Source organism: Clostridium sp. CM028, assembly GCF_030585565.1.
In the GTDB taxonomy this organism is placed as follows: domain Bacteria; phylum Bacillota; class Clostridia; order Clostridiales; family Clostridiaceae; genus Clostridium_AD; species Clostridium_AD estertheticum_B.
In genome coordinates this window covers 17,711-38,063 of the sequence record NZ_CP077767.1, presented here as the reverse complement: position 1 = coordinate 38,063, position 20,353 = coordinate 17,711, and the positions used below count along the sequence as shown (strand labels likewise).

Sequence of the window (20,353 nt, the reverse complement as noted above, 5' to 3'; positions counted from 1 at the left end):
GAGGAATCAACCTAATAACAATTACTGAATCAAATAAAGTTGCTGAACCTGTTTTTTTTAGTATATCTAGGATAATGCAAAACACTGCATTTGGGTTCCTAAAATAGATACAAGTTTTGCCATCATCAATAATGAAAAATTCTTCTATAAAAAGTATTTTCTTTCTTCCAACTTTGATTCCTTTTTTCATAGCAATGCTAATGCCTTTCTTTTATTCTTGTACGTTCATCCTCCGCCATATAACTTAGTAGCTGTAGTATCAAATCAACAATTAACCCTTCTATACCCTTCATATCCTTATTTTTAGAGAGTTAACAAAAAACTATATTTAACTTTTTATATTTATAATTTGATATTATAACAATAAAAGTTAAAAAACAGGGCTTTTGTTATTAAAAATCAATCAATTATTATAAAATTAAAAAGTATATATGAATCTATTGTATGATTAACTATAAGATAAAAAAATCATTAATATACCACAGAACTAGGAGATGATTCGATTATAAGTAAGGAGATGATTAAATGAAAAAACAAATTAGTAATGATTTATTACCTAATACATTATTATTAAAGGACTTTATTAACAATAACTGTAAGTTGGACTTGAAAGTATCATTTACGAATACTAAAGAGATTGTATCTAAAGTTGATAATAATATGTTTTATGAAGCAGGTAAATTACTTATGGTTTTTTTCATTGTAAATATTAATAATCTACAAAGAAAAAATATCAAATATGATAAAGAAACCTTTTATATTATAAATTCATCAGTAAACAAGATAGCTGAAAATCATATAAAAAAGCCAACATCTGAGAATATTATTGCTGATATAATATTAAAATCAACATATAATAAAGAGGTTTTGCCTATAGAAGTTGCGAGTGTTACTAGAGAAAATTTGGATGAACTAAAAAAAGGCTTTGAGTTAGTTTATAAAACAATTATAAATGAAAAGATAAATTTAATGAATTTTTTAGAAGAATGCGGGCCAAAAAATATTCACTCAAATTTAATTAAAGATATAAAGCTTTTAAGTCCCCATGATCTAAAAGTACAGCTTCAATTTATTGAATTAAAATATAGCAAGAAGCTCATTGAAAATGAGTTGTTAGAAAAAGTAATATGCTGTAAAAACAATTATAATGAGTTTATTAGTGCTAGTACTGAACTTTTAGATTTACTAATTGAAAATGCTACAATTGGATTTGGTGAAAATGGTTTAGAGTTAATGTGGATAGGGTATATTGATGAAAGGTTAGAAGCTATTAAATACAAAAATATTTATATAGCAATATTCTTGGCATATATTGGGAAGGTAACGGCAAATAAATATTATTTGCAAGCAACTAAACAGTCAGTAAATTCCTTATTAACGTATGTAAATGATGATGAGGAAAAACTAATATATAATGATGAATATTATGAAATGTTAAAATTATTATATCTATTAAATGATTCTATGGAGTTAGATTATATAGAATTAGATAAAGTTATTCAAAAAAATACAAAATTATTTGCTTCAATGGATTTAAAAGGTGGAATTAATTATAGTTCTAATAAAGATGAGATAATGTTAGAGTTTATTTTTAATAAGAGTCTGGACTTATTACATTCTGTAATAGTGGAACCAGTTTCAATTTAATAACATATAAAAATGCTTGCTACTATATTTAGTTGCAAGCATTTTTATTAACCCAGTAGCTTTTTTATACCTCTAGTAGATATAAGACATTCTTCTCCATTTATCATATATGCAATACGCTTTTTTCTATCTATTTCTTTAACGTTATCTTTATTAACTATAAAGGAATTATGGCACCTACAAAATCGCTCATCTAGACTATCTTCCAATTCTTTCATTTTACTATAAAACTCTACTTGTCTATTTTTGCAATATAAGATTACTTTATGTATAGTTGAAGATGTTTCAAAAAAGATGATTTCATTAAAATCAACATTAATGATCTTATCTTCAACTTTAATAGAAAATACTTTTTGAAGTTCACATGATTTAGCTTTGTATTTATCGTGAGCATTTTTCATACATTCACTTATTCTTTGTTGTATATTAGTATAATTATCTTTTATAATATAGTCCATAGCTTCAACTTTATATAAAAAGGTTAAATAACTCATTTCAGCATGGGTAGTTATAAAAACTATAAATCCTCGAGGATCATATTCTCTTATCTTTTCAGCTAATGTAATTCCATTAAGATCAGAATGTAAATCAACGTCTAAAAAATATAAACCTGAAATACTCTTATCCTCTATTGTATTTAGTATTTCATATGGGTCATGAGTACTTAACTTAAGTTCCATATCATAATTTTCAATTAATATAATATTTTTTACAATGTTTTCTAGTTTTTCTTTTTGAACTATATTATCTTCACAAATAAGAATTTTTAGCATGGTTTGTCCCCTTTTGTCACTATATTTAGTAAATATTTCTTACAAACAAATTTTTGATTTATTAAAATATTTTAACATAAACAACCTATTTATGTTCAATTTTTATAAAAAAACAAGCAAGTTTTACTTATGTTATGATTTAAATTACATTTATTAAGTTAATGGATGTAATTTTTACTTTTTTGTAAAATGTATGCATAAAAGGTTATACTAAATATATAGAAAACGAATTCAAATTATGAAAGGTGGCTTTTCATTATGAAAACTTCAAATCAAAACAGTATTTTTTTAAAAAAGTTAGCTAAAAGTCTTATAAGCATAGGAGAGATTCATGCAAATCAATTATCTGTTGGTCCTTTTATGTATGAGCCTAACATACCTACTAATTTATTGAAAAGTAATAAATAAAATGAGAACAAAAGGTAAATTACATTTTGATTTTTATGAATTTATAACAACTAAATTATTAAATTACTTCAAAAACAATTTAAATTTAAAGTCATCTGAAATTGAAAAACTATATTTAGGAATTGTAATTATATTGATAAATGTAGGTAAACTGTTAATTGTAGCTATAGTAGCCTTTTTTATAGGGATGATAAAAGAAGTACTTATATTATTTATTATGTTTGCAGCATTAAGATTAACTGCAGCTGGTATACATTTAAAAAGTAGTTTAGGATGTACTATTGTAAGCTTAATTACTTTTATTGGCAGTGCTTATATAACTGTAAAATATCCTTTAAGTATTTCTTTAACATGTATAGTAAGTATTATTTGTACAGTACTCTTATATAAATATTCTCCAGCAGATACAGAAAATCGTCCTATATTAGAAAAAGAACATAGAAAAAAACTTAAAATTAAGGCAACAGTAACAGCTTTAGTTTTTATATTTATAAATCTATTATTATTAAATAAGGTTTTATTTAATTTAACAATGTTTGCGTTACTCCTTCAAAGTTTAAGTATCTTACCTTGTACATATAAATTACTCAAAAGTAATTATAATAATTATGAAAAATATGAACTTATTTAGTTGAGTCACTCATAATATGGGATTATTCCTACATTATGAGTGCTTTTTTATTTATTGCAATTTATGTATGTTTTATACTATAATTGGAATGTATGTTTTTACTATGAAATAGTGGGGGTTGATAATAATGGAATATCATTTTAAGGTGCTATTATTAGTAATTTTAATGTTAATTACCTTAAGAAATATTAGTCCATATAAATTTAACATTAAAGAATATATTATTATGGGGTTAACTATAGGAGTTATTTATGTACCACTATTCTTATTTGAGCCTAGACTAGCTTCTATAGCTGTATATTTTACACCTGTATTTTTTCTATACAAAAAAAACAACAAGATAATAAGGAGTTTTATACTGCAAATATTAGTAATATTAGTACTAATGATTATAAATAATTTTACTGGACTCGTATTTTTAGAAATATTTGGCAAAACGTTTTTGTCATCTACTTTAGGGTACTATAGTACTTATTCAGTTATATATTTAATAGTATATTTCTGTAGTAAAATCGTTGGTACATTACTAATTCGACACAATGATTTCATATTTGAGAATTATAAGTCTAAATGTTTTATTTTAATTGATATAATGCTAGTGCTTACATTTGTTTTATTTTACTTTGCTATTATTTGGATTGATTTTTCTGATGATGTTTATATATCAGAAAAAATCACACTTGCAATTGTGGTATATGGGTCTATTATGGTAATTATATGTAGTTCTTTATTTTTTATATCGAAGAAAGAAGAGAAATTCAAATATAAACAAATTCAGTTAGATAATCTGGAGCAGTACACTAATAACTTAGAAAATCTATATATGGATATGCGTAAATTTAGACATGACTATATAAATATAATATCATCTATGGCAGCGTTTATTGAAGAAAAGGATATTAAAGGTTTAGAAGAACATTTTAATAAAAATATTTATCCTTTAAATAACAAAATGAATAAAAATAATTATAAACTTGGTCTGTTAAAAAACATAAAATTACCTCAAATTAAAGGGTTAATATCAGGAAAAGTAATTCGGGCTCAAGAACTAGGAATAGATATAATAATTGATATAGTAGAACCTATAACAATTATTAAGATGGATATAATAGATTTGAGTAGATGTTTAGGAATAATTTTGGACAATGCTATTGAATCAGCCTTAGAAAGTGAAAAGAAAGTAATTGATATTGCATTAATAAACAAAATCAATTCTGTAATCCTAGTTGTAGCAAATACCTTTAGTGGAGATATACCTGCTTTATCTAAACTATTTAAAGATGGATTCTCCACTAAAGGTGAAAATAGGGGGCTGGGACTAAGTAATTGTAAAGATATGATAGGTAAATATAAAAATATTTCATTAGATACATCTATAACTGATGTACAATTCATTCAAGAAATTACTGTAAGTAATAAATAGGTAACATTATGGCTTGGTTAAAAATATCTAATTCAGTTATTTTATATGTAAAAAATAGTCTAAGAGATAGTTAGTTTTCATTAAGTTATAATGTAGTAAACTATAAAGCATAAGAAACTCCCGCGGATTTGCGGGAGTTTCTTATGCTTTATAGTTTTAATATTTTCGTTTTTTATTCATTTAATAAAATTTGTGACTGTTTTCGAAAGTTTAGAAAATGTACCGATTTGCTAGTGATTTGTTACTTTTAATCAACTTTTACTGGAGTAACATGGAGATGATTTGTGACTAAAGATCAACGAAATATTCACCAAATGTAATTTATGCATCACTTCGTATAACTTATGTTATAAATTGTTATTTAATTTCTAATAATTACGTATAAAACTCTTTTTATTATAACTTTAAAATATTAATAGGTTAGCATGTTAATATTTAGATACAAGGAAATGAAAGACATAAATTAAAAAAATATAACAAAAATAAAAATTAAAAGGAGATTTTAAAAATGTCTAAATTTGATGATTTTGATCTAGTGGGGGGTATGGCAACGATTAATGTAAAAAACAGCCACATGACAATATTTGTATCAATGATAAGAATTGAATCTTATAAAGGCAGGGCTTAAATTATGTGAAGCACTGAGAATTTATACATATCTTATAAAATGTCACTACAACGTAAAAAGAATGATATTTATCATTTAATTCTATGAAAATAATTATAGAAATAGGAGGTATTATATATGGCTGTAATAGAAACAAATAATCTGACCAAAAAATATAATGAAAGTTTTGCAGTTAACAATTTAAGTATATCAATAGGAGAAGGACAAGTTTACGGATTCCTGGGACCAAATGGTGCAGGAAAGACAACAGCTATAAGGATGATTCTTGGACTTATCAAGCCTACTAAGGGAAGCGTAAATGTATTTGGCATGAAGCAGAACAGTGAAAACAGATCCAAGATATTAAAGAATGTGGGTGCACTTATTGAGAATGCTGCAAGCTATCCTCATCTTACAGCTTATGAAAACTTAAAAATCATGAGGACTCTTACTGATTCACCTTATGACAATATTGATAAAGTTTTGAAGACTGTAAGATTAGATGATGTTAAGAATAAGCTTGTTAAGGAATTTTCTCTTGGAATGAGACAGAGACTTGGAATAGCTATGGCTCTTCTTAGAAATCCAAAGCTTCTTATCCTAGATGAACCTACTAATGGTCTTGACCCTTCAGGTATTCATGAAATAAGAGAGCTTATAAAGGACATTCCAAAGACTTATGGAAGTACGGTATTAATTTCAAGCCACCTTCTGTCAGAGATTGACCAGATGGCAACTAATGTTGGAGTAATCACAAAAGGAAGCCTTGTATATCAGGGAACTATTGAGGATTTAAGAAGCAAAGGTGAGCAAAAGATTGTCCTTCGTACAGATAATATTCAGAATACGATCAATATATTAAATGAAAACGGAGTTGCCGGAAAGATAAATGAAGGATGTGTTGAAATGAATTACTGTAATGACAGCATACTAGGCAAGATAATTGACAATATTGTGTTTAAGGGAATTAAGATTTACAGAATTGTGGAGGAGAAAACTTCTCTTGAGGACATTTTCCTTAATCTTACAAGAAAGGAGCATAGTTTATAAATGAAAGATATTATTAAAGCTGAATTTATGAAAATTAAAAGGAAAAAACTTTTTCTTCTTATATTGATAGGCGAACTTGCATCATTTTTTATCGGTTACATTAGTCAAGGAAGAAATACAGGAAAACAGACATGGATGGATGTTTTATATAACTTCAGTGGCTTTAATTTTATGATTATGATTATAATTTTCACAATCGTAATCTCCAAACTTGTAGATGTTGAGTATAAAGCTGATATGTGGAAGCTTATGTTTACAGCAGTTAGTGATAAAAACAAGCTTTTTGCAGGCAAGTTTATATGTGTGATGGTGCTTATTGCTTTTTCAGCAGTTGTGGAATTCTTTGGGATTATAGTTCTTGGGACACATGTTGGAGCAGAAGGTGTTGATTATCCTCTTATATTTAAGCAATGTGCACTGCCTTTAATCGGGTATCTTCCAGTAATAGTACTGCAGTTTGGCCTTTCTTCAATGATAAAGAATCAGAGTATTTCCATAGCAGGCGGTGTTGTTGGATGTTTTCTTGGAGTATTTGGTATGGTTATGCCTTTTCACAAAGTTCTTATATGGACATATCCATTCTTAACAGCGCCTATGACAATATTTCAAGAGGGACGTAAAGCAATTACTATTATGAATCAGGACAGCATGTTATTTAGTTTTGTGAGCATAGCTGTTGCAGCTGTTATGTTTTTTATATCACTACATCTTTATAATAACAAAGAAAATTTTTAAAAGGAGTGGGATATTGTGTATGGTTTAGTTAAGTGTGAGCTACTTAAGCTCAAAAGACAAAAGGTTATACCAATTTCAATAATAATAACCTTTATACCAATTATATTAGGATTGTTTAATTTTAAGGCTAATTATGCCGTATTTAAAGATGTAAATACAGGTGACTGGCTTAAGGCATGGTCTCAGGTTGGAATGTTTTATGCACCTGTTATGCTTCCAATAATAGCAAGTGTATACTGCGCCATAATATTCAGGGTTGAATATGCAAATGACAATTTAAAGATAATTTTATCAACACCTGTATCAAGAAAGTCACTATATAAGTCAAAGGTTATAATATCAGCACTAATGGTATTGTTCCTTCAATCTGTGTTTGGAATATCATATTTTATTTTTGGAAAACTCTTTGGAATAACAGGTTCATTTCCAATAAGTAAAATACTTGAATGCTTAATCCTTGGATGGGTTGGAATCCTTCCACTTATTGCAATACAGATTCATCTTTCATTAAAATATGAGGATTTTACAAAGCCTATAATGATAGCATCAATATGCTCGCTAGGTGGATTCTTTATAGGAGCTATAAGCGGCATAAGATATTTATGGCCATGGGCTCTTCAAAAAATTCCAATGGATCTTTCAGGTGGAGGCATAGAAGGGGTAATTCCTAAAGCTATTTACATTCTTTACTGCTTAATTTTTGCAGGAGCAATGGCAATAATTGGAATTAAAAGGTTTGAAAATATGGAAATTAAATAAAATTATTAAAATCCCTGATTTTAGATGAAAAATCATTAATTAAGCATATAATTCTTAAAATAATCACTTATATATAGTGTTTTTTTAAGAATTCATATAAATATTAAATTAAATTTGAGGAGGACAATGCAATGAAAAAATTAAATGAAGAAGCTTTAGAAGCAATTAATGACGTAAAAGATGAGGAATTAGAAAAATTAACAGGAGCAGGAAATGGAGTTATAACTACATTTACACATGAATGCTACTATAATTCAGTATCACCAGCTAGCTGGGGTGGCTGTTGCAAATAATTTTTGAAGACAAGCCTAACGCATTAATATCAATTATAAAAATATTAAATTAAATTTGAGGAGGACAATACAATGAAAAAATTAAATGAGGAAGCTTTAGAAGCAATTAATGACGTAAAAGATGAGGAATTAGAAAAATTAACAGGAGCAGGAAATGGGGTTATAACTACATTTACACATGAATGCTACTATAATTCAGTATCACCAGCTAGCTGGGGTGGCTGTTGCAAATAATTTTTGAAGACAAGCCTAACGCATTAATATCAATTATAAAAATATTAAATTAAATTTGAGGAGGACAATACAATGAAAAAATTAAATGAAGAAGCTTTAGAAGCAATTAATGACGTAAAAGATGAGGAATTAGAAAAATTAACAGGAGCAGGAAATGGAGTTATAACTACATTTACACACGAATGCTACTATAATTCAGTATCACCAGCTAGCTGGGGCGGCTGTTGCAAATAATTTTGAAGACAAGCCTAACGCATTAATATCAATTATAAAAATATTAAATTAAATTTGAGGAGGACAATACAATGAAAAAATTAAATGAAGAAGCTTTAGAAGCAATTAATGACGTAAAAGATGAGGAATTAGAAAAATTAACAGGAGCAGGAAATGGAGTTATAACTACATTTACACACGAATGCTACTATAATTCAGTATCACCAGCTAGCTGGGGCGGCTGTTGCAAATAATTTTGAAGACAAGCCTAACGCATTAATATCAATTATAAAAATATTAAATTAAATTTGAGGAGGACAATACAATGAAAAAATTAAATGAGGAAGCTTTAGAAGCAATTAATGACGTAAAAGATGAGGAATTAGAAAAATTAACAGGAGCAGGAAATGGGGTTATAACTACATTTACACATGAATGCTACTATAATTCAGTATCACCAGCTAGCTGGGGTGGCTGTTGCAAATAATTTTTGAAGACAAGCCTAACGCATTAATATCAATTATAAAAATATTAAATTAAATTTGAGGAGGACAATACAATGAAAAAATTAAATGAGGAAGCTTTAGAAGCAATTAATGACGTAAAAGATGAGGAATTAGAAAAATTAACAGGAGCAGGAAATGGGGTTATAACTACATTTACACATGAATGCTACTATAATTCAGTATCACCAGCTAGCTGGGGTGGCTGTTGCAAATAATTTTTGAAGACAAGCCTAACGCATTAATATCAATTATAAAAATATTAAATTAAATTTGAGGAGGACAATACAATGAAAAAATTAAATGAAGAAGCTTTAGAAGCAATTAATGACGTAAAAGATGAGGAATTAGAAAAATTAACAGGAGCAGGAAATGGAGTTATAACTACATTTACACACGAATGCTACTATAATTCAGTATCACCAGCTAGCTGGGGTGGCTGTTGCAAATAATTTACATTGTAAATAGCAAAGTGAATATGGTTATCTTTGATAATTGTATTCACTTTAAATATATTAAGTATTTGGAGGGAAAAATATGAGTATTAAAGAGTTACTCAAGGATAACAGATGGTCTAATGCGCTATACATAAGTGAAAAAATCAAATATTACAATTTTGAAAATAAAAAGATACAAGATAACACAGATGAATTTAAGAATATTGGAAAGTGGATGAAATTATTTAAAAATGACAAAGAGCTTATGATGAAAAGAGTAGATGCAGAAGGCATCAGCCTTAAGGAATTTGATATGGTAACAGATGAATTACCCTTTGACGTTAATAACACAAACTTTATATGGCACAAGGATTTGACAGATATATTTACTGAAGAAAATTATATATGCATTGATGATTATATTATGTTCAATAAGGATGAACTACCTTTTTTTGAATTTGCAGTTCCTTTTTTAAAAAGAAGTATAATGGTTATGAAAGAAAGACTGAACTTTTTTAAAGATCAGTTTGATATAGATACAATAATAAAGATAGCAGTTGGACTAATTACAGAAGCAGTAGTAAGCATGGGACTTAAAACACTTACGTATGAGCTTAACAGCAGAAGGATTAATGGCAAACTTAAGGGAGATACAAGAGAAGATCGTTATGATTATTTTGTTAAAACAAATTTAGATAGCAATGAATCCATATTAAAGTTGCTTATTGAATATCCAGTACTTGCAAGGCTTACAGTAGAAAATGCAGTAGGAATTACTGAGAATATTATAAATGTAATTGAAACATTAGTTAATGATAAAGAAGAAATTGAAAGTTATTTTAATATAAAGATTGATAATATACGCGGTATGGAGAACATGGGAGACCTTCATGATGGAGGAAAATGTGTATTAAGATTTAATTTTGCTGAAGGAATCAATATATTATATAAGCCAAGGGACTTGTCTATAGATGAAAGCTTCCAAAAGCTCCTTGAATGGTTTAATGAAAAGGGTATAGAGAAGGACTTTAAGACTATGAAGGTTTTAAATAAAGGCACTTATGGATGGCAGGAGTTTATGAAATATGAGGAAGTTTCTAGTAATGAGAAGATAAATAACTTCTTTGAGAGACAGGGCGAATATATAGCACTACTTCATATTTTAAATGGAGCAGACATGCATTGCGAAAACATAATCGCTAATGGAGAATATCCTGTATTTGTAGATTTGGAGTCATTATTTCACAATGAGATAAGCTTAAGAGATGATATAGATCTTTCAGGGTCAGCTGTAACAAAGGCTGAGAAATATATTAAGGAATCTGTTTTAAAGACGGCAATGCTTCCAGTACTTGATGCAAACTTTTTGTATGACAGTGATATAAGCGGAATTGCAGGTGACATTGACCAGATCCTTAATATGTATGATATACAAAATAAAAATACAGATGAGATAAAAATAGTAAGAACTAAAATTACAGTAAATAGCAGTAACCATCTTCCTTCTTTAAATGGTGAAATCATAATTCCAAAGATGTATGTTGATAGTATAAAGAATGGATTTACCACATGCTATGATCTTATGAGAAGAAATAAGGAAGAGCTTGCTCATGTTATAAAAAGCTTATTTAGCGGCAAAAATGTACGTACCATAATAAGGTCAACTATAGTATACAGAACACTTCTTGAAGCAAGCAGTCATCCTAAGCATTTAAGAAACGGCATAAGCAGAAACCATATTTTTGATTACTTATGGCTTGTACTTAAGGTTGAACCTGACAGAATGCAAAGTATTCCTTATGAGATTGAAGATCTTTTAAGGGGTGATATTCCTTTATTCAGAGCTGGAATTAATAATAAGGATTTAATAAACAGCAACGGAATTGGAAGTGTTAAGGATGCATTTAATAATGATGCAATGTCAAAAAGCATAGATCTTATAAATTCTTTAAGTGATGATGATTTTCAAAGACAGTGGGATTTTATAAAGACAACTATAAACACAAAGTATTTCTTAAAGGAAAGTTTTGAAAGTGAAAAAGCCCAAGATGAGGCTGCCGTAACTTTAGATAAAATTGACAGGTCTTTCAATTATGAAGTAAAAAAGAGTGCATTCTTAAAGGAAGCTGAAAGAATTGCAGAGAGTATAATGAGTTCTGCAATAATAGGTGATGATGAGAGAAGTATATCATGGATTAACCTTGGAATGAATCCGGATGAGAAGATAGAGTTTAAAATTGTGAAATCAGAATTCTATAACGGCGTTACAGGAATAGGAATGTTTTATGCATATCTTGCAAAGGAAACAGGAAATCAAAAGTATAAAGATATTTGTGAAAAGTGCATAAACACAAGCTATGATCTTATAATGGCAGGCAGAGTTGATAATATATCTGCATTCATGGGAATGTCTGCATTTGTTTACCTTGCAATGCATGTTGCAAAGCTTTTTAATAGAGAAGATCTTATTAAAAAGGCTGAGGAAGTAATAAATCTTATTGAAACAGGAATAGAAGATGATGACCACTTTGACATAATGGCAGGATGCTCAAGCACTTTAATAGTATGTGCAGATTTTTATAAGAATTTTCATTATGAAAAAGCTCTTGAACTTGCAAGAAAATGCGGTGACCATCTTGTAAAAAAAAGTGTTAAGTCTGAAAAGGGTGTAGGCTGGATAACATCTAAATTAAATAATTATCCTATAGCAGGCATGGCTCATGGAAATGCTGGAATAGCTTTAAGTCTTATGACTTTATATGATCTTACTAAGGATGATAAATATTTAAATATAGCAAATGAAGCCATAGCTTATGAAAACAGCTTATATGATGAGGATGAGATGAACTGGAAGGACCTCAGATCTTTTGATAAGGATGAGGCTAATAGAGAAAAGGACAAGAAGAATGTTTCCTACTGGTGCAATGGAGCTCCAGGAATTGGAATGGCAAGAGTGGCAATGCTAAAATATTGTGACTCAGCGATAATAAAAAATGATGTAAGAAATTCAGTTCAAAAGACTATAAATGAGGGATTTAAACAGATAAATTACTGCCTTTGCCATGGAGATCTTGGAAGTCTTGAACTTATACTTTTAGCAGCAGAAAAGATGAATGACAAAGAATTAAAGAATTTTGTATATACAATGGGTGGTTACATGTTAGACAGCGTAAATAAAGACAATGGCAATTGGAAATCAGGAATACCTGGAAGGGTTCAGATTCCTAACTTTATGCTTGGTTTATCAGGTATTGGATATGAATTATTAAGATTATATAATAACGAAATCCCATCAGCATTAATTTTAGAAGGACCAGCAGCATAAGGCACAATCAAGAAAATAATAGACCAGTATGCTTATCTATTATTTTCTTTTATGTGACTAAGTTCACAATTAAAAATTATTTTGGAGGTGCATATTTATGATATTTCAAAATATGGCATTAAAAAAGAGAGTACCTAGCAAGATACAGATGAATCAGTATGACTGCGGCCCTACATGTCTTCAGATGATTTTATCTTATTACGGATATGATATTAATTTTACCAGCATAAAAGAAAGATTTTCTTCTATAGGAAACAGCAGAGACGGAATATCACTTTTTAAGATAAAGCAGGTAGCTGAATCATACAAGTTAAAGTGTTTTGCAAAGAAGGCAGAAAGTTCTACCCTTAACAACAGCTTTTTGCCAAGCATTATATTCTGGGAAAACAAGCACTATGTTATATTGGAAAGAATTGGTAAAAATGGATATGCAATCAATGATCCTATGAGCGGAAGAGTAAATGTTACGAAAAAAGAATTTGAAGAGAAGTATTCCAAGGTATTTATGGTTGCATATCCTAAGGACGATTTTGAGCAGCATACTGAGAAGAGTTTTACAAAGCTTAATTATTTTAAGAATATAGTCATGGATAATAAAAAATATTTTATATATTCAATTTTAATAGCTCTTGTACTTCAACTAATATCTCTAGGTGTACCGATTTTGACACAGGTAGCAATTGACAACATGCTGGATATTAAAAACTATTCAATATATGGCATCATAATTGGTGCACTTATTGCAATTACAGTATTTGAGGTGATGTTCAGCTATCTTAAGAGTTTCTTTATAGTAAAACTTCAGAAGTCGCTAGACAGCGGTCTTACAAACCAGTTTCTTACACATCTTTTAAGACTGCCATATAAGTATTTTGAAACACGTTCTAAAGGCGATCTTATAATGAGGATCAACAGTAATGTAAGAATAAGAGAAATATTATCACAGAATTTTATATCTACAATAATAAATATATTTTTAATTACAATAACTTTCGGATATATATGCTATAAATCTTACGCAGTGGCTTTCGGGCTTCTTTTAATAGGAATTATGCAGATATCTGTATTCTTCCTTTCAAAGAATAGGGTTGATGGTCTTACAAGATCACAGGTCCGTGCACAGACATCAGTTTCTTCATTCATGACAGAAGTTCTTGGCGGAATATGTACAGTAAAATCTCTTGGAATTGAGGATTTTATAAATCAAAAATGGAACAATCTTTTTGAGACACAGCTTGATAAGACTCAAGACAGAGCGTATTTTCAGGCAAAGATTGATACTATAAACAAAGCACTTCTTACATTTTCAACAGTGTTTATATTAATAATTGGACTATACGAGATTTCAAGAAATCAGATGTCAATAGGTACATTATTTGCATTTCAAACACTTTCAGTATCATTCCTTTCACCACTTAATTCACTTGTAAGCATGGTTAACGACTTTGTTATGGTGGATACACTTCTTGATAGGATATATGATGTTATGGATAGTGAGGTTGAAAAAACAGGAACCGTAGTAGATGTGAACCTAAAAGGAAATATAAAGATAGAAGATGTTTCTTTTAAATATTCTGATTACGGTGATTATTCACTTAAGAATATAAATATGGAGATAAAGGCAGGCCAGAAGGTTGCAATAGTTGGTAAATCAGGCTCTGGAAAGAGCACACTTGCAAAACTTATAGTAGGACTTTACAATCCTATAAAGGGAAACATATTTTTTGATAATTATAAAAGTAATGAATTAAATAGAAAGTATTTAAGACAAAACATTTCAGTGGTTCTACAGGAAAACTTCCTGTTTAACAAGACAATATACGAAAATATAATTGCAAACTGTGATGATATGGATATGGAAGATGTTTTGTGGGCAGCTGAAGCAGCTGATATAAGCGAAGATATTGAAAGGATGCCTATGAACTACAATACAATAATATCTGAATCTGGAGGAAACCTTTCAGGAGGACAAAAGCAGAGAATCGCACTTGCAAGAGCCATTGTAAACAGACCAATAATACTTCTTTTAGATGAAGCTACAAGTGCTCTTGATACTGTGACTGAATCTACAATACAGAGAAACTTAGATGAGATAAACTGTACACAGGTAATAATAGCACACAGGCTCAGCACTATAATAAATTCTGATATGATTTTCGTTGTAGAAAACGGACAGATATTAGATCATGGAACACATAAGGAGCTTATTGCAAGATGCAGCTATTACAAGAAGCTATATAATTCAAAATCAGCATACCTTGCCTGATATTGAATTATATAGTTTCTTAAATATCACCATCAATTTGGAGTGGATGTTGCCGCTAATTTGGGTAATTCACATTGGGTATTTTTGCCCATTCCCCCGAAAAGGGGTATAAAGAACATAGCTGTCCTGTACTGAAAACTCAATCCCTTATAGGGGTAGTAATCGCTAAGCGTAAATTTACCACGTTAAGACACATATTACCAAAATGGCGATAAATTCAGAGAGAATATTAAATATACTCGTGTTAATTTAATGTTTTTCTTACTGTTTTAGTTAGCATTATCAATACTATAACTGAACTTTAACTAACTTGTTTTGAGTAAAAAAAATAAGAGCTTATCATTTAGTGATTAAACCCTAGATATATCAATAATCTACACTGATGTTATATATCTTTTCGAGTTAGAACTATTAGGTATTAATTCTAAGTCAGAATGTTTTGATAAAAGATTTTTTGGTAATAACTGTCTTAATGTATAAAATCCGCGTTTTGCGAGCACTACCCCTTTTAGAGTATTATGTTCAAATGAGCTACAAATCTGAGTTTTTAAATCAACATTTACCAGATTCTGAAATAATTATGACCATAATCTTTATTATCTTATATTTTTCTATTGTTTTAATCATTACCACTATCTATGCAAAAAAACTAAATAAAAATCTATTGCCTCTCCTGAAGGCTACTGAAAAAATTAAGGGTCAAGATTTAGAATTTGACATAGAATATTCAGGAAGCGGAGAATTCAATGATGTACTTTTATCGATATCAGACATGAAAGCAGAATTGAAAAATTCTTTAGAGAAGCAACGGAGCAAAGAAGGAGCAGATTTGGGGTACAGGTAGTAACGGAACCAAAAACGGCTATAAGTGTGTAAAAAAATGGATTTTTAAATTTAAATACCTGTTTATCATCAATCTTAAGAAAAGAAAAAAAGGCATTGCTGCCTTTTGGGTTGTTGAACAATATATGAAAGTTACGAACTAACTGTAAATTAGAATTATGCTCATTTTGGGAATAACTTAAAATCTATATCTTATTATAAAATTGATTTCATCTACTGCTGAATCTATTTACTCATTCCATTAATTATCCCTTTTATTGCATCAATTACTACCTGGGGCTTATCCTTCTGTATATAATGACTGCTATCCTCAACAATAATGTGTTTACAATAATTTGATAATGATACTAAGTCATTTTGATAGTTTAACCAGGTTTCTTCTGTAATGGTAGAAGATTTGTCACCTTTATGCCCAGAGGTAAGGACAACTATTGGAATACTCCTTAATGCATCCTTTTTTCTTATTTCTTTTACTTGATTTGCACTAATTAGTAATTCATCAAAAGTTTGCTCTGCACCAATTAATTAGCTTTTCGCGATTTCTATTTCTTTTGAAGAAGAACGTTTCACCCTATCTTCAAATTGATTTTCATGCGAACAATCAACAAATATAATACCAGACACTTCTTTAGGGTATGTACCTGCGAATAATCTTGCATTATAGCCTCCAATTGAATGCGCAACTATAATATAGGGGGATTTAACCTTTGCTTTATTTAAAACAGTATGTAACTCGTGAACTTGGTCTAAGCTGGTTCTTGGCAAGTCACCTGTATCACTATTTCCGAGACCTGCTCTACCATAAGAAAATGTTCTTTTATTTTTGAAATTTCTGGCTGTACTAACGTCCAAACTCCATTGTCATCACCTAGACCTGATTCAAATATCACAGTTGGCGTTCCTCTCCCATAACAATTAACGTTTAAACTATATCCACCAATATCAATCATATCCATATGTATACCCCCTATAAATATTTATTTACACATATTAATTAAGAAGTTAGTCTGTAACATTATACTGTTGCAACACAAATTATACTATTATTACCGTTACTTAACGAGTAAAGTATTTACATTTATTAGTTTGTCGGTGCGATCCCAGTGTGAAATATGGAAGCGTATGCGGGCAGATTTTACTTGCTAAAAAACAAATACATAACTACTTGATACTTCCATTTAAATCAGAACAGCTATTTTATTTCCTCAATATTATTTTTATACTTCCCCCACCGCTTTTTATCATGATCCCAAAACTCGAAAAATTCTTCTTCATGAACAATCACATTATAAATAGGTTTAAGAAATATTATAATTTCTCTCATAACTTCGTCAAACTCAATATTAACGGAGTTTATCTTTCTTAAAAAAGCTTTCCACATTTTAATTCTATTTACATCTTTCATAAAGTCTTCTGTGAAAATAATATTTTCTCTTTCAATCACCGTGTGCCTTGTTTGCAATGTTTTATCTACAGCCTCCTGTAGCTTCCTTCCGTCAAAACTATTAGTGCTTAAAAGAGTAAATATATCGTAGAAATCTTTCATTCTACTATTAATTACTGATAATGAAATCATAGCTTGAAACTTTTCTGAAATAATGGACTCTAAAGAATATACTTTTATTAATGGTGCTTTCATATCAAGTATTATTGGACACTCCATCATTTGTGGCCTTGGTACAACAACATCGCCAAACCCAATATCTAGTTGTAACACCTTTCTCGCATTACCTAAAAAACAATTAGTTTTTACTCTTATACCGTGATATTCTCCATCTTTTTTTATCTCTTCAACATCAATTTCATCTCCACTAAAAACTAGTCCATCATCCTCACACTGAACTTTACATATTTCTGAAAATGCTTTTCTTATATTTTCTATATCATTTGATATTTGTTCTGCTAAAAAGTCTATATCCTTTGTGGGTCTTCCCTTATACTCTGTTAACATGAATATTAATAGTCCACCCTTTAATATAAATTGCTCACAATACTTTGAAATAGACAATCTATATAATATTCTTTCTTGCATGTATAACAGTAATACTGAATCGAAACTTCTTTGTTCCTTTTTTGCTATAATCGCAAGTCTTGCTCTTACCGATGCAGTAATATCTTTTATTGGCTTACTCATACAAGCACCTCCAAATACTGTTTTAGTATTTTTTGAACTCTACAAACTTCCGCATATTTCATTAATTTGTTAAAGTTTCTATCTTTCCTTTTTATATACTCATTAATTCCTTCTTTTACAATATCAATTCCAATTTTATTTCTATATCTTATGCAATCACATATTGTCTTTTCTATATCATATATCTTAATTAAATGTCCATCTACTTCTATATTAGTTATACCTATATTTAGCTGCTTTTGTGAAAAATATAGAAGTTTAATTGGTGGATACTTAGGTATTATAACTTTACTGCTTCTTTCTATAGCAATCTCATACTGCCAGGGGTTAATAGTTGTTAAATCATGATAAGCTAATGCAGAAGTAAGGCACAATATCCCTTTAGGGACTATTTTAAATACATCAACTAATTCAAAATTGTATTGAAAATCATAATCTACCCACTTGTATAATCCCGTTTTTATTTTTGAAATAACGCCTGATTTTTCAAGGGTGCTAACATAGTATCTATTTATCCCCTTTCCTGATATTTCTTTTGTTGTAGCATAGCCTTTATTCTTGAAAAATAATTCTTTAATTTCTTGTTTTATTATTTCATTCATACTCTCACCTCTCTAACAAATATTCTTCACTTGTTCTAATATGCAGTATATGTGTTAAATTAATTATACATTGTTTATGATTTTTTTTCAATATTAATCTAACAAAACTACTGCAAAAATTCATACTTGTATTGTTTTTGTTAAATCATCTCCTGCGGAGCTGCAGTTGTAGTATTGATAATGCTAACTAAAACAGTAATAAAAAATATAGATTAGGGCTATTTTCAGCAAAATTTATTATGCGAAGTGTTGCCATAGCTAAATTGCATGAGTATCAGATGTAAACAATACTACGCACGTATATTTGAAATACCCAGCCACCTTGTGCAAGTTGTGGGTTCATCACAACTTGTTCAAGGTGGACAAGCCCTGGGCTTGTCCATCGGCGATGTACGTATTTAGATTTAAAGGTATGCTTAAACTACAGATGCGTGCGTAGACTTAGTTTTTTTGATTATTTATATAGAATGATTGAATTAAATTTAATTAAAATTTAGTTAGAATTCGATGCACGCCGTCGGGTACCCAAAAAAGGACCAGCTTTATCATTAGAATTTCTTAGTTTACCAGGGGTTGAGGGACGAAAACCAGGGTACGCTTAGAAATACTTATGCTGAAGCTTGTTCTTTTTGGGGTGACGGTATACGTGCCCAGAACTTGTCCTTCCAAATTCGCTATACTACTAGTAATAGTAATAAAGTTAAAACATAATAATTATTATAATAAGAGCTATAAGGTTTTATAAAATATATTTACTATAACAATAAAATTAATAATTCAAAAAAGGAAAACACGATAACTAATTATTTTTTTAAAACTTGTAGGATGCTGGCAAATGGACTAGCCCAGCTACTGGGGGACAAAGTGGCGGGTAAGCCTGTCTATTTGCCGTGAAAAATGGACGAGTTTTTTGACCTCTATTATAGATTTATTTTTTTGAAACTCTAAATTCTCAGAATAAACATCATTGCGCTGTTAATCTGAGGTGAAAAACCTGTCCATTTTTCACCCGAGAGTCGCGAGGTTTTACCTTTAAAACATGTGGATTTTTTTAAATATTAGTATTTTGAAGACAAAAACAAGTCCTGCTGCATTGCAGTAGGGCTTGTTACCCTTGGGCGAAGGGGGATATATTTATTTGGTTTGGACTAGTTTACTGACTGCTACTAATACTAAATAGAAAGATGAGTGCTTAGTTACTTTAATAGACTAGGTTACTTCTAGACAGTGAGTAAGATTGTCCAAAACTTCCTTATGGACCTAGAGCAGTGAAAGAGCTTGTGCCACATTGGATTTTCGTATGAAGCATGAAGGAGAAAAGATGATGTGGACCAGCCTTTGACTGCTGAGTCTTATTATTATATTAAGACTGATTTGTAATACATACAAAGTAAAGAGTCAACACGTTATGTTACATTCAAATTGAAATTTTAAAGGAGTAGGCAATAGCATCAATGTGAAAGTAACTCA

Annotated in this window: 22 protein-coding genes and 1 pseudogene; 17 read left to right on the top strand and 6 right to left on the bottom strand. The window is 29.5% G+C overall.

Annotated features, from left to right (window positions below):
* Positions 1-136 precede the first annotated feature (136 nt).
* Positions 137-305, bottom strand: a pseudogene (locus KTC94_RS17325) (recombinase family protein); the annotation flags it as partial.
* A 220-nt stretch (positions 306-525) separates the two neighbouring features.
* On the opposite strand from KTC94_RS17325, the gene KTC94_RS17320 reads away from it, so the two are divergent.
* Positions 526-1,647: a hypothetical protein gene (locus KTC94_RS17320; RefSeq protein WP_220287336.1), complete on the top strand. Its 1,122-nt coding sequence runs from the start codon at positions 526-528 to the stop codon at positions 1,645-1,647.
* Between the two features lie 47 nt (positions 1,648-1,694).
* Here KTC94_RS17320 and KTC94_RS17315 read toward each other — a convergent pair whose 3' ends face one another.
* Entirely contained in the window at positions 1,695-2,420 is a 726-nt protein-coding gene (locus tag KTC94_RS17315) for a LytTR family DNA-binding domain-containing protein (RefSeq protein WP_220287338.1), read from the bottom strand.
* A 258-nt stretch (positions 2,421-2,678) separates the two neighbouring features.
* Between KTC94_RS17315 and KTC94_RS17310 the strand changes: the two genes are divergently transcribed.
* From KTC94_RS17310 to KTC94_RS17235, 16 genes are all read left to right on the top strand, one after another.
* Entirely contained in the window at positions 2,679-2,828 is a 150-nt protein-coding gene (locus KTC94_RS17310) for a hypothetical protein (RefSeq protein ID WP_220287340.1), read from the top strand.
* 1 nt (position 2,829) lies between these two features.
* Entirely contained in the window at positions 2,830-3,459 is a 630-nt protein-coding gene (locus KTC94_RS17305) for an accessory gene regulator B family protein (protein WP_220287342.1), read from the top strand.
* A 127-nt stretch (positions 3,460-3,586) separates the two neighbouring features.
* Positions 3,587-4,882: a sensor histidine kinase gene (locus KTC94_RS17300; protein WP_220287344.1), complete on the top strand. Its 1,296-nt coding sequence runs from the start codon at positions 3,587-3,589 to the stop codon at positions 4,880-4,882.
* A gap of 745 nt (positions 4,883-5,627) precedes the next feature.
* Positions 5,628-6,539, top strand: a complete 912-nt coding sequence (locus KTC94_RS17295) for an ABC transporter ATP-binding protein (protein WP_216304607.1) — start codon at positions 5,628-5,630, stop codon at positions 6,537-6,539.
* Positions 6,540-7,274 (top strand): ABC transporter permease, encoded by a 735-nt coding sequence (locus tag KTC94_RS17290; protein WP_220287346.1) that lies wholly within the window; start codon positions 6,540-6,542, stop codon positions 7,272-7,274.
* Between the two features lie 15 nt (positions 7,275-7,289).
* Positions 7,290-8,033, top strand: coding sequence for an ABC transporter permease (locus KTC94_RS17285; protein ID WP_220287348.1), 744 nt, complete (start codon positions 7,290-7,292; stop codon positions 8,031-8,033).
* A 131-nt stretch (positions 8,034-8,164) separates the two neighbouring features.
* On the top strand, positions 8,165-8,326 hold the full coding sequence (locus tag KTC94_RS17280) for a lacticin 481 family lantibiotic (RefSeq protein WP_216304658.1): 162 nt from the start codon (positions 8,165-8,167) through the stop codon (positions 8,324-8,326).
* A gap of 72 nt (positions 8,327-8,398) precedes the next feature.
* Complete coding sequence (locus KTC94_RS17275) at positions 8,399-8,560, top strand: lacticin 481 family lantibiotic (protein WP_216304658.1); 162 nt, start codon at positions 8,399-8,401, stop codon at positions 8,558-8,560.
* A gap of 72 nt (positions 8,561-8,632) precedes the next feature.
* Positions 8,633-8,794: a lacticin 481 family lantibiotic gene (locus KTC94_RS17270; RefSeq protein WP_216304658.1), complete on the top strand. Its 162-nt coding sequence runs from the start codon at positions 8,633-8,635 to the stop codon at positions 8,792-8,794.
* A 71-nt stretch (positions 8,795-8,865) separates the two neighbouring features.
* Entirely contained in the window at positions 8,866-9,027 is a 162-nt protein-coding gene (locus KTC94_RS17265) for a lacticin 481 family lantibiotic (RefSeq protein ID WP_216304658.1), read from the top strand.
* 71 nt (positions 9,028-9,098) lie between these two features.
* On the top strand, positions 9,099-9,260 hold the full coding sequence (locus KTC94_RS17260; protein WP_216304658.1) for a lacticin 481 family lantibiotic: 162 nt from the start codon (positions 9,099-9,101) through the stop codon (positions 9,258-9,260).
* A 72-nt stretch (positions 9,261-9,332) separates the two neighbouring features.
* Entirely contained in the window at positions 9,333-9,494 is a 162-nt protein-coding gene (locus tag KTC94_RS17255) for a lacticin 481 family lantibiotic (RefSeq protein ID WP_216304658.1), read from the top strand.
* A 72-nt stretch (positions 9,495-9,566) separates the two neighbouring features.
* Complete coding sequence (locus tag KTC94_RS17250; RefSeq protein ID WP_216304658.1) at positions 9,567-9,728, top strand: lacticin 481 family lantibiotic; 162 nt, start codon at positions 9,567-9,569, stop codon at positions 9,726-9,728.
* A gap of 85 nt (positions 9,729-9,813) precedes the next feature.
* The gene (locus tag KTC94_RS17245; protein WP_220287350.1) at positions 9,814-13,038 is read left to right on the top strand and encodes a type 2 lanthipeptide synthetase LanM family protein; all 3,225 of its coding nucleotides are present in this window, start codon (positions 9,814-9,816) and stop codon (positions 13,036-13,038) included.
* Positions 13,039-13,135: 97 nt separating this feature from the next.
* Positions 13,136-15,304: a peptidase domain-containing ABC transporter gene (locus tag KTC94_RS17240; protein WP_220320501.1), complete on the top strand. Its 2,169-nt coding sequence runs from the start codon at positions 13,136-13,138 to the stop codon at positions 15,302-15,304.
* A gap of 526 nt (positions 15,305-15,830) precedes the next feature.
* Complete coding sequence (locus KTC94_RS17235; RefSeq protein ID WP_220287353.1) at positions 15,831-16,148, top strand: hypothetical protein; 318 nt, start codon at positions 15,831-15,833, stop codon at positions 16,146-16,148.
* Between the two features lie 524 nt (positions 16,149-16,672).
* On the opposite strand, the gene KTC94_RS17230 is transcribed toward KTC94_RS17235, so the two are convergent.
* The 4 genes from KTC94_RS17230 to KTC94_RS17215 all read right to left on the bottom strand — a co-directional run bounded on the left by KTC94_RS17230 (position 16,673) and on the right by KTC94_RS17215 (position 18,883).
* Entirely contained in the window at positions 16,673-16,912 is a 240-nt protein-coding gene (locus KTC94_RS17230) for an alpha/beta fold hydrolase (RefSeq protein WP_258280788.1), read from the bottom strand.
* Positions 16,894-17,103, bottom strand: coding sequence for a hypothetical protein (locus tag KTC94_RS17225; RefSeq protein ID WP_258280789.1), 210 nt, complete (start codon positions 17,101-17,103; stop codon positions 16,894-16,896). Before KTC94_RS17225 ends, KTC94_RS17230 begins: the two co-directional genes overlap by 19 nt.
* Before the next feature lie 236 nt (positions 17,104-17,339).
* The gene (locus KTC94_RS17220; RefSeq protein WP_220287356.1) at positions 17,340-18,281 is read right to left on the bottom strand and encodes a nucleotidyl transferase AbiEii/AbiGii toxin family protein; all 942 of its coding nucleotides are present in this window, start codon (positions 18,279-18,281) and stop codon (positions 17,340-17,342) included.
* A complete protein-coding gene (locus KTC94_RS17215; RefSeq protein ID WP_220287918.1) occupies positions 18,278-18,883 on the bottom strand; it encodes a type IV toxin-antitoxin system AbiEi family antitoxin domain-containing protein in 606 nt (201 codons plus the stop codon). The genes KTC94_RS17220 and KTC94_RS17215 overlap by 4 nt, the downstream gene beginning before the upstream one ends.
* Positions 18,884-20,353: the final 1,470 nt, after the last annotated feature.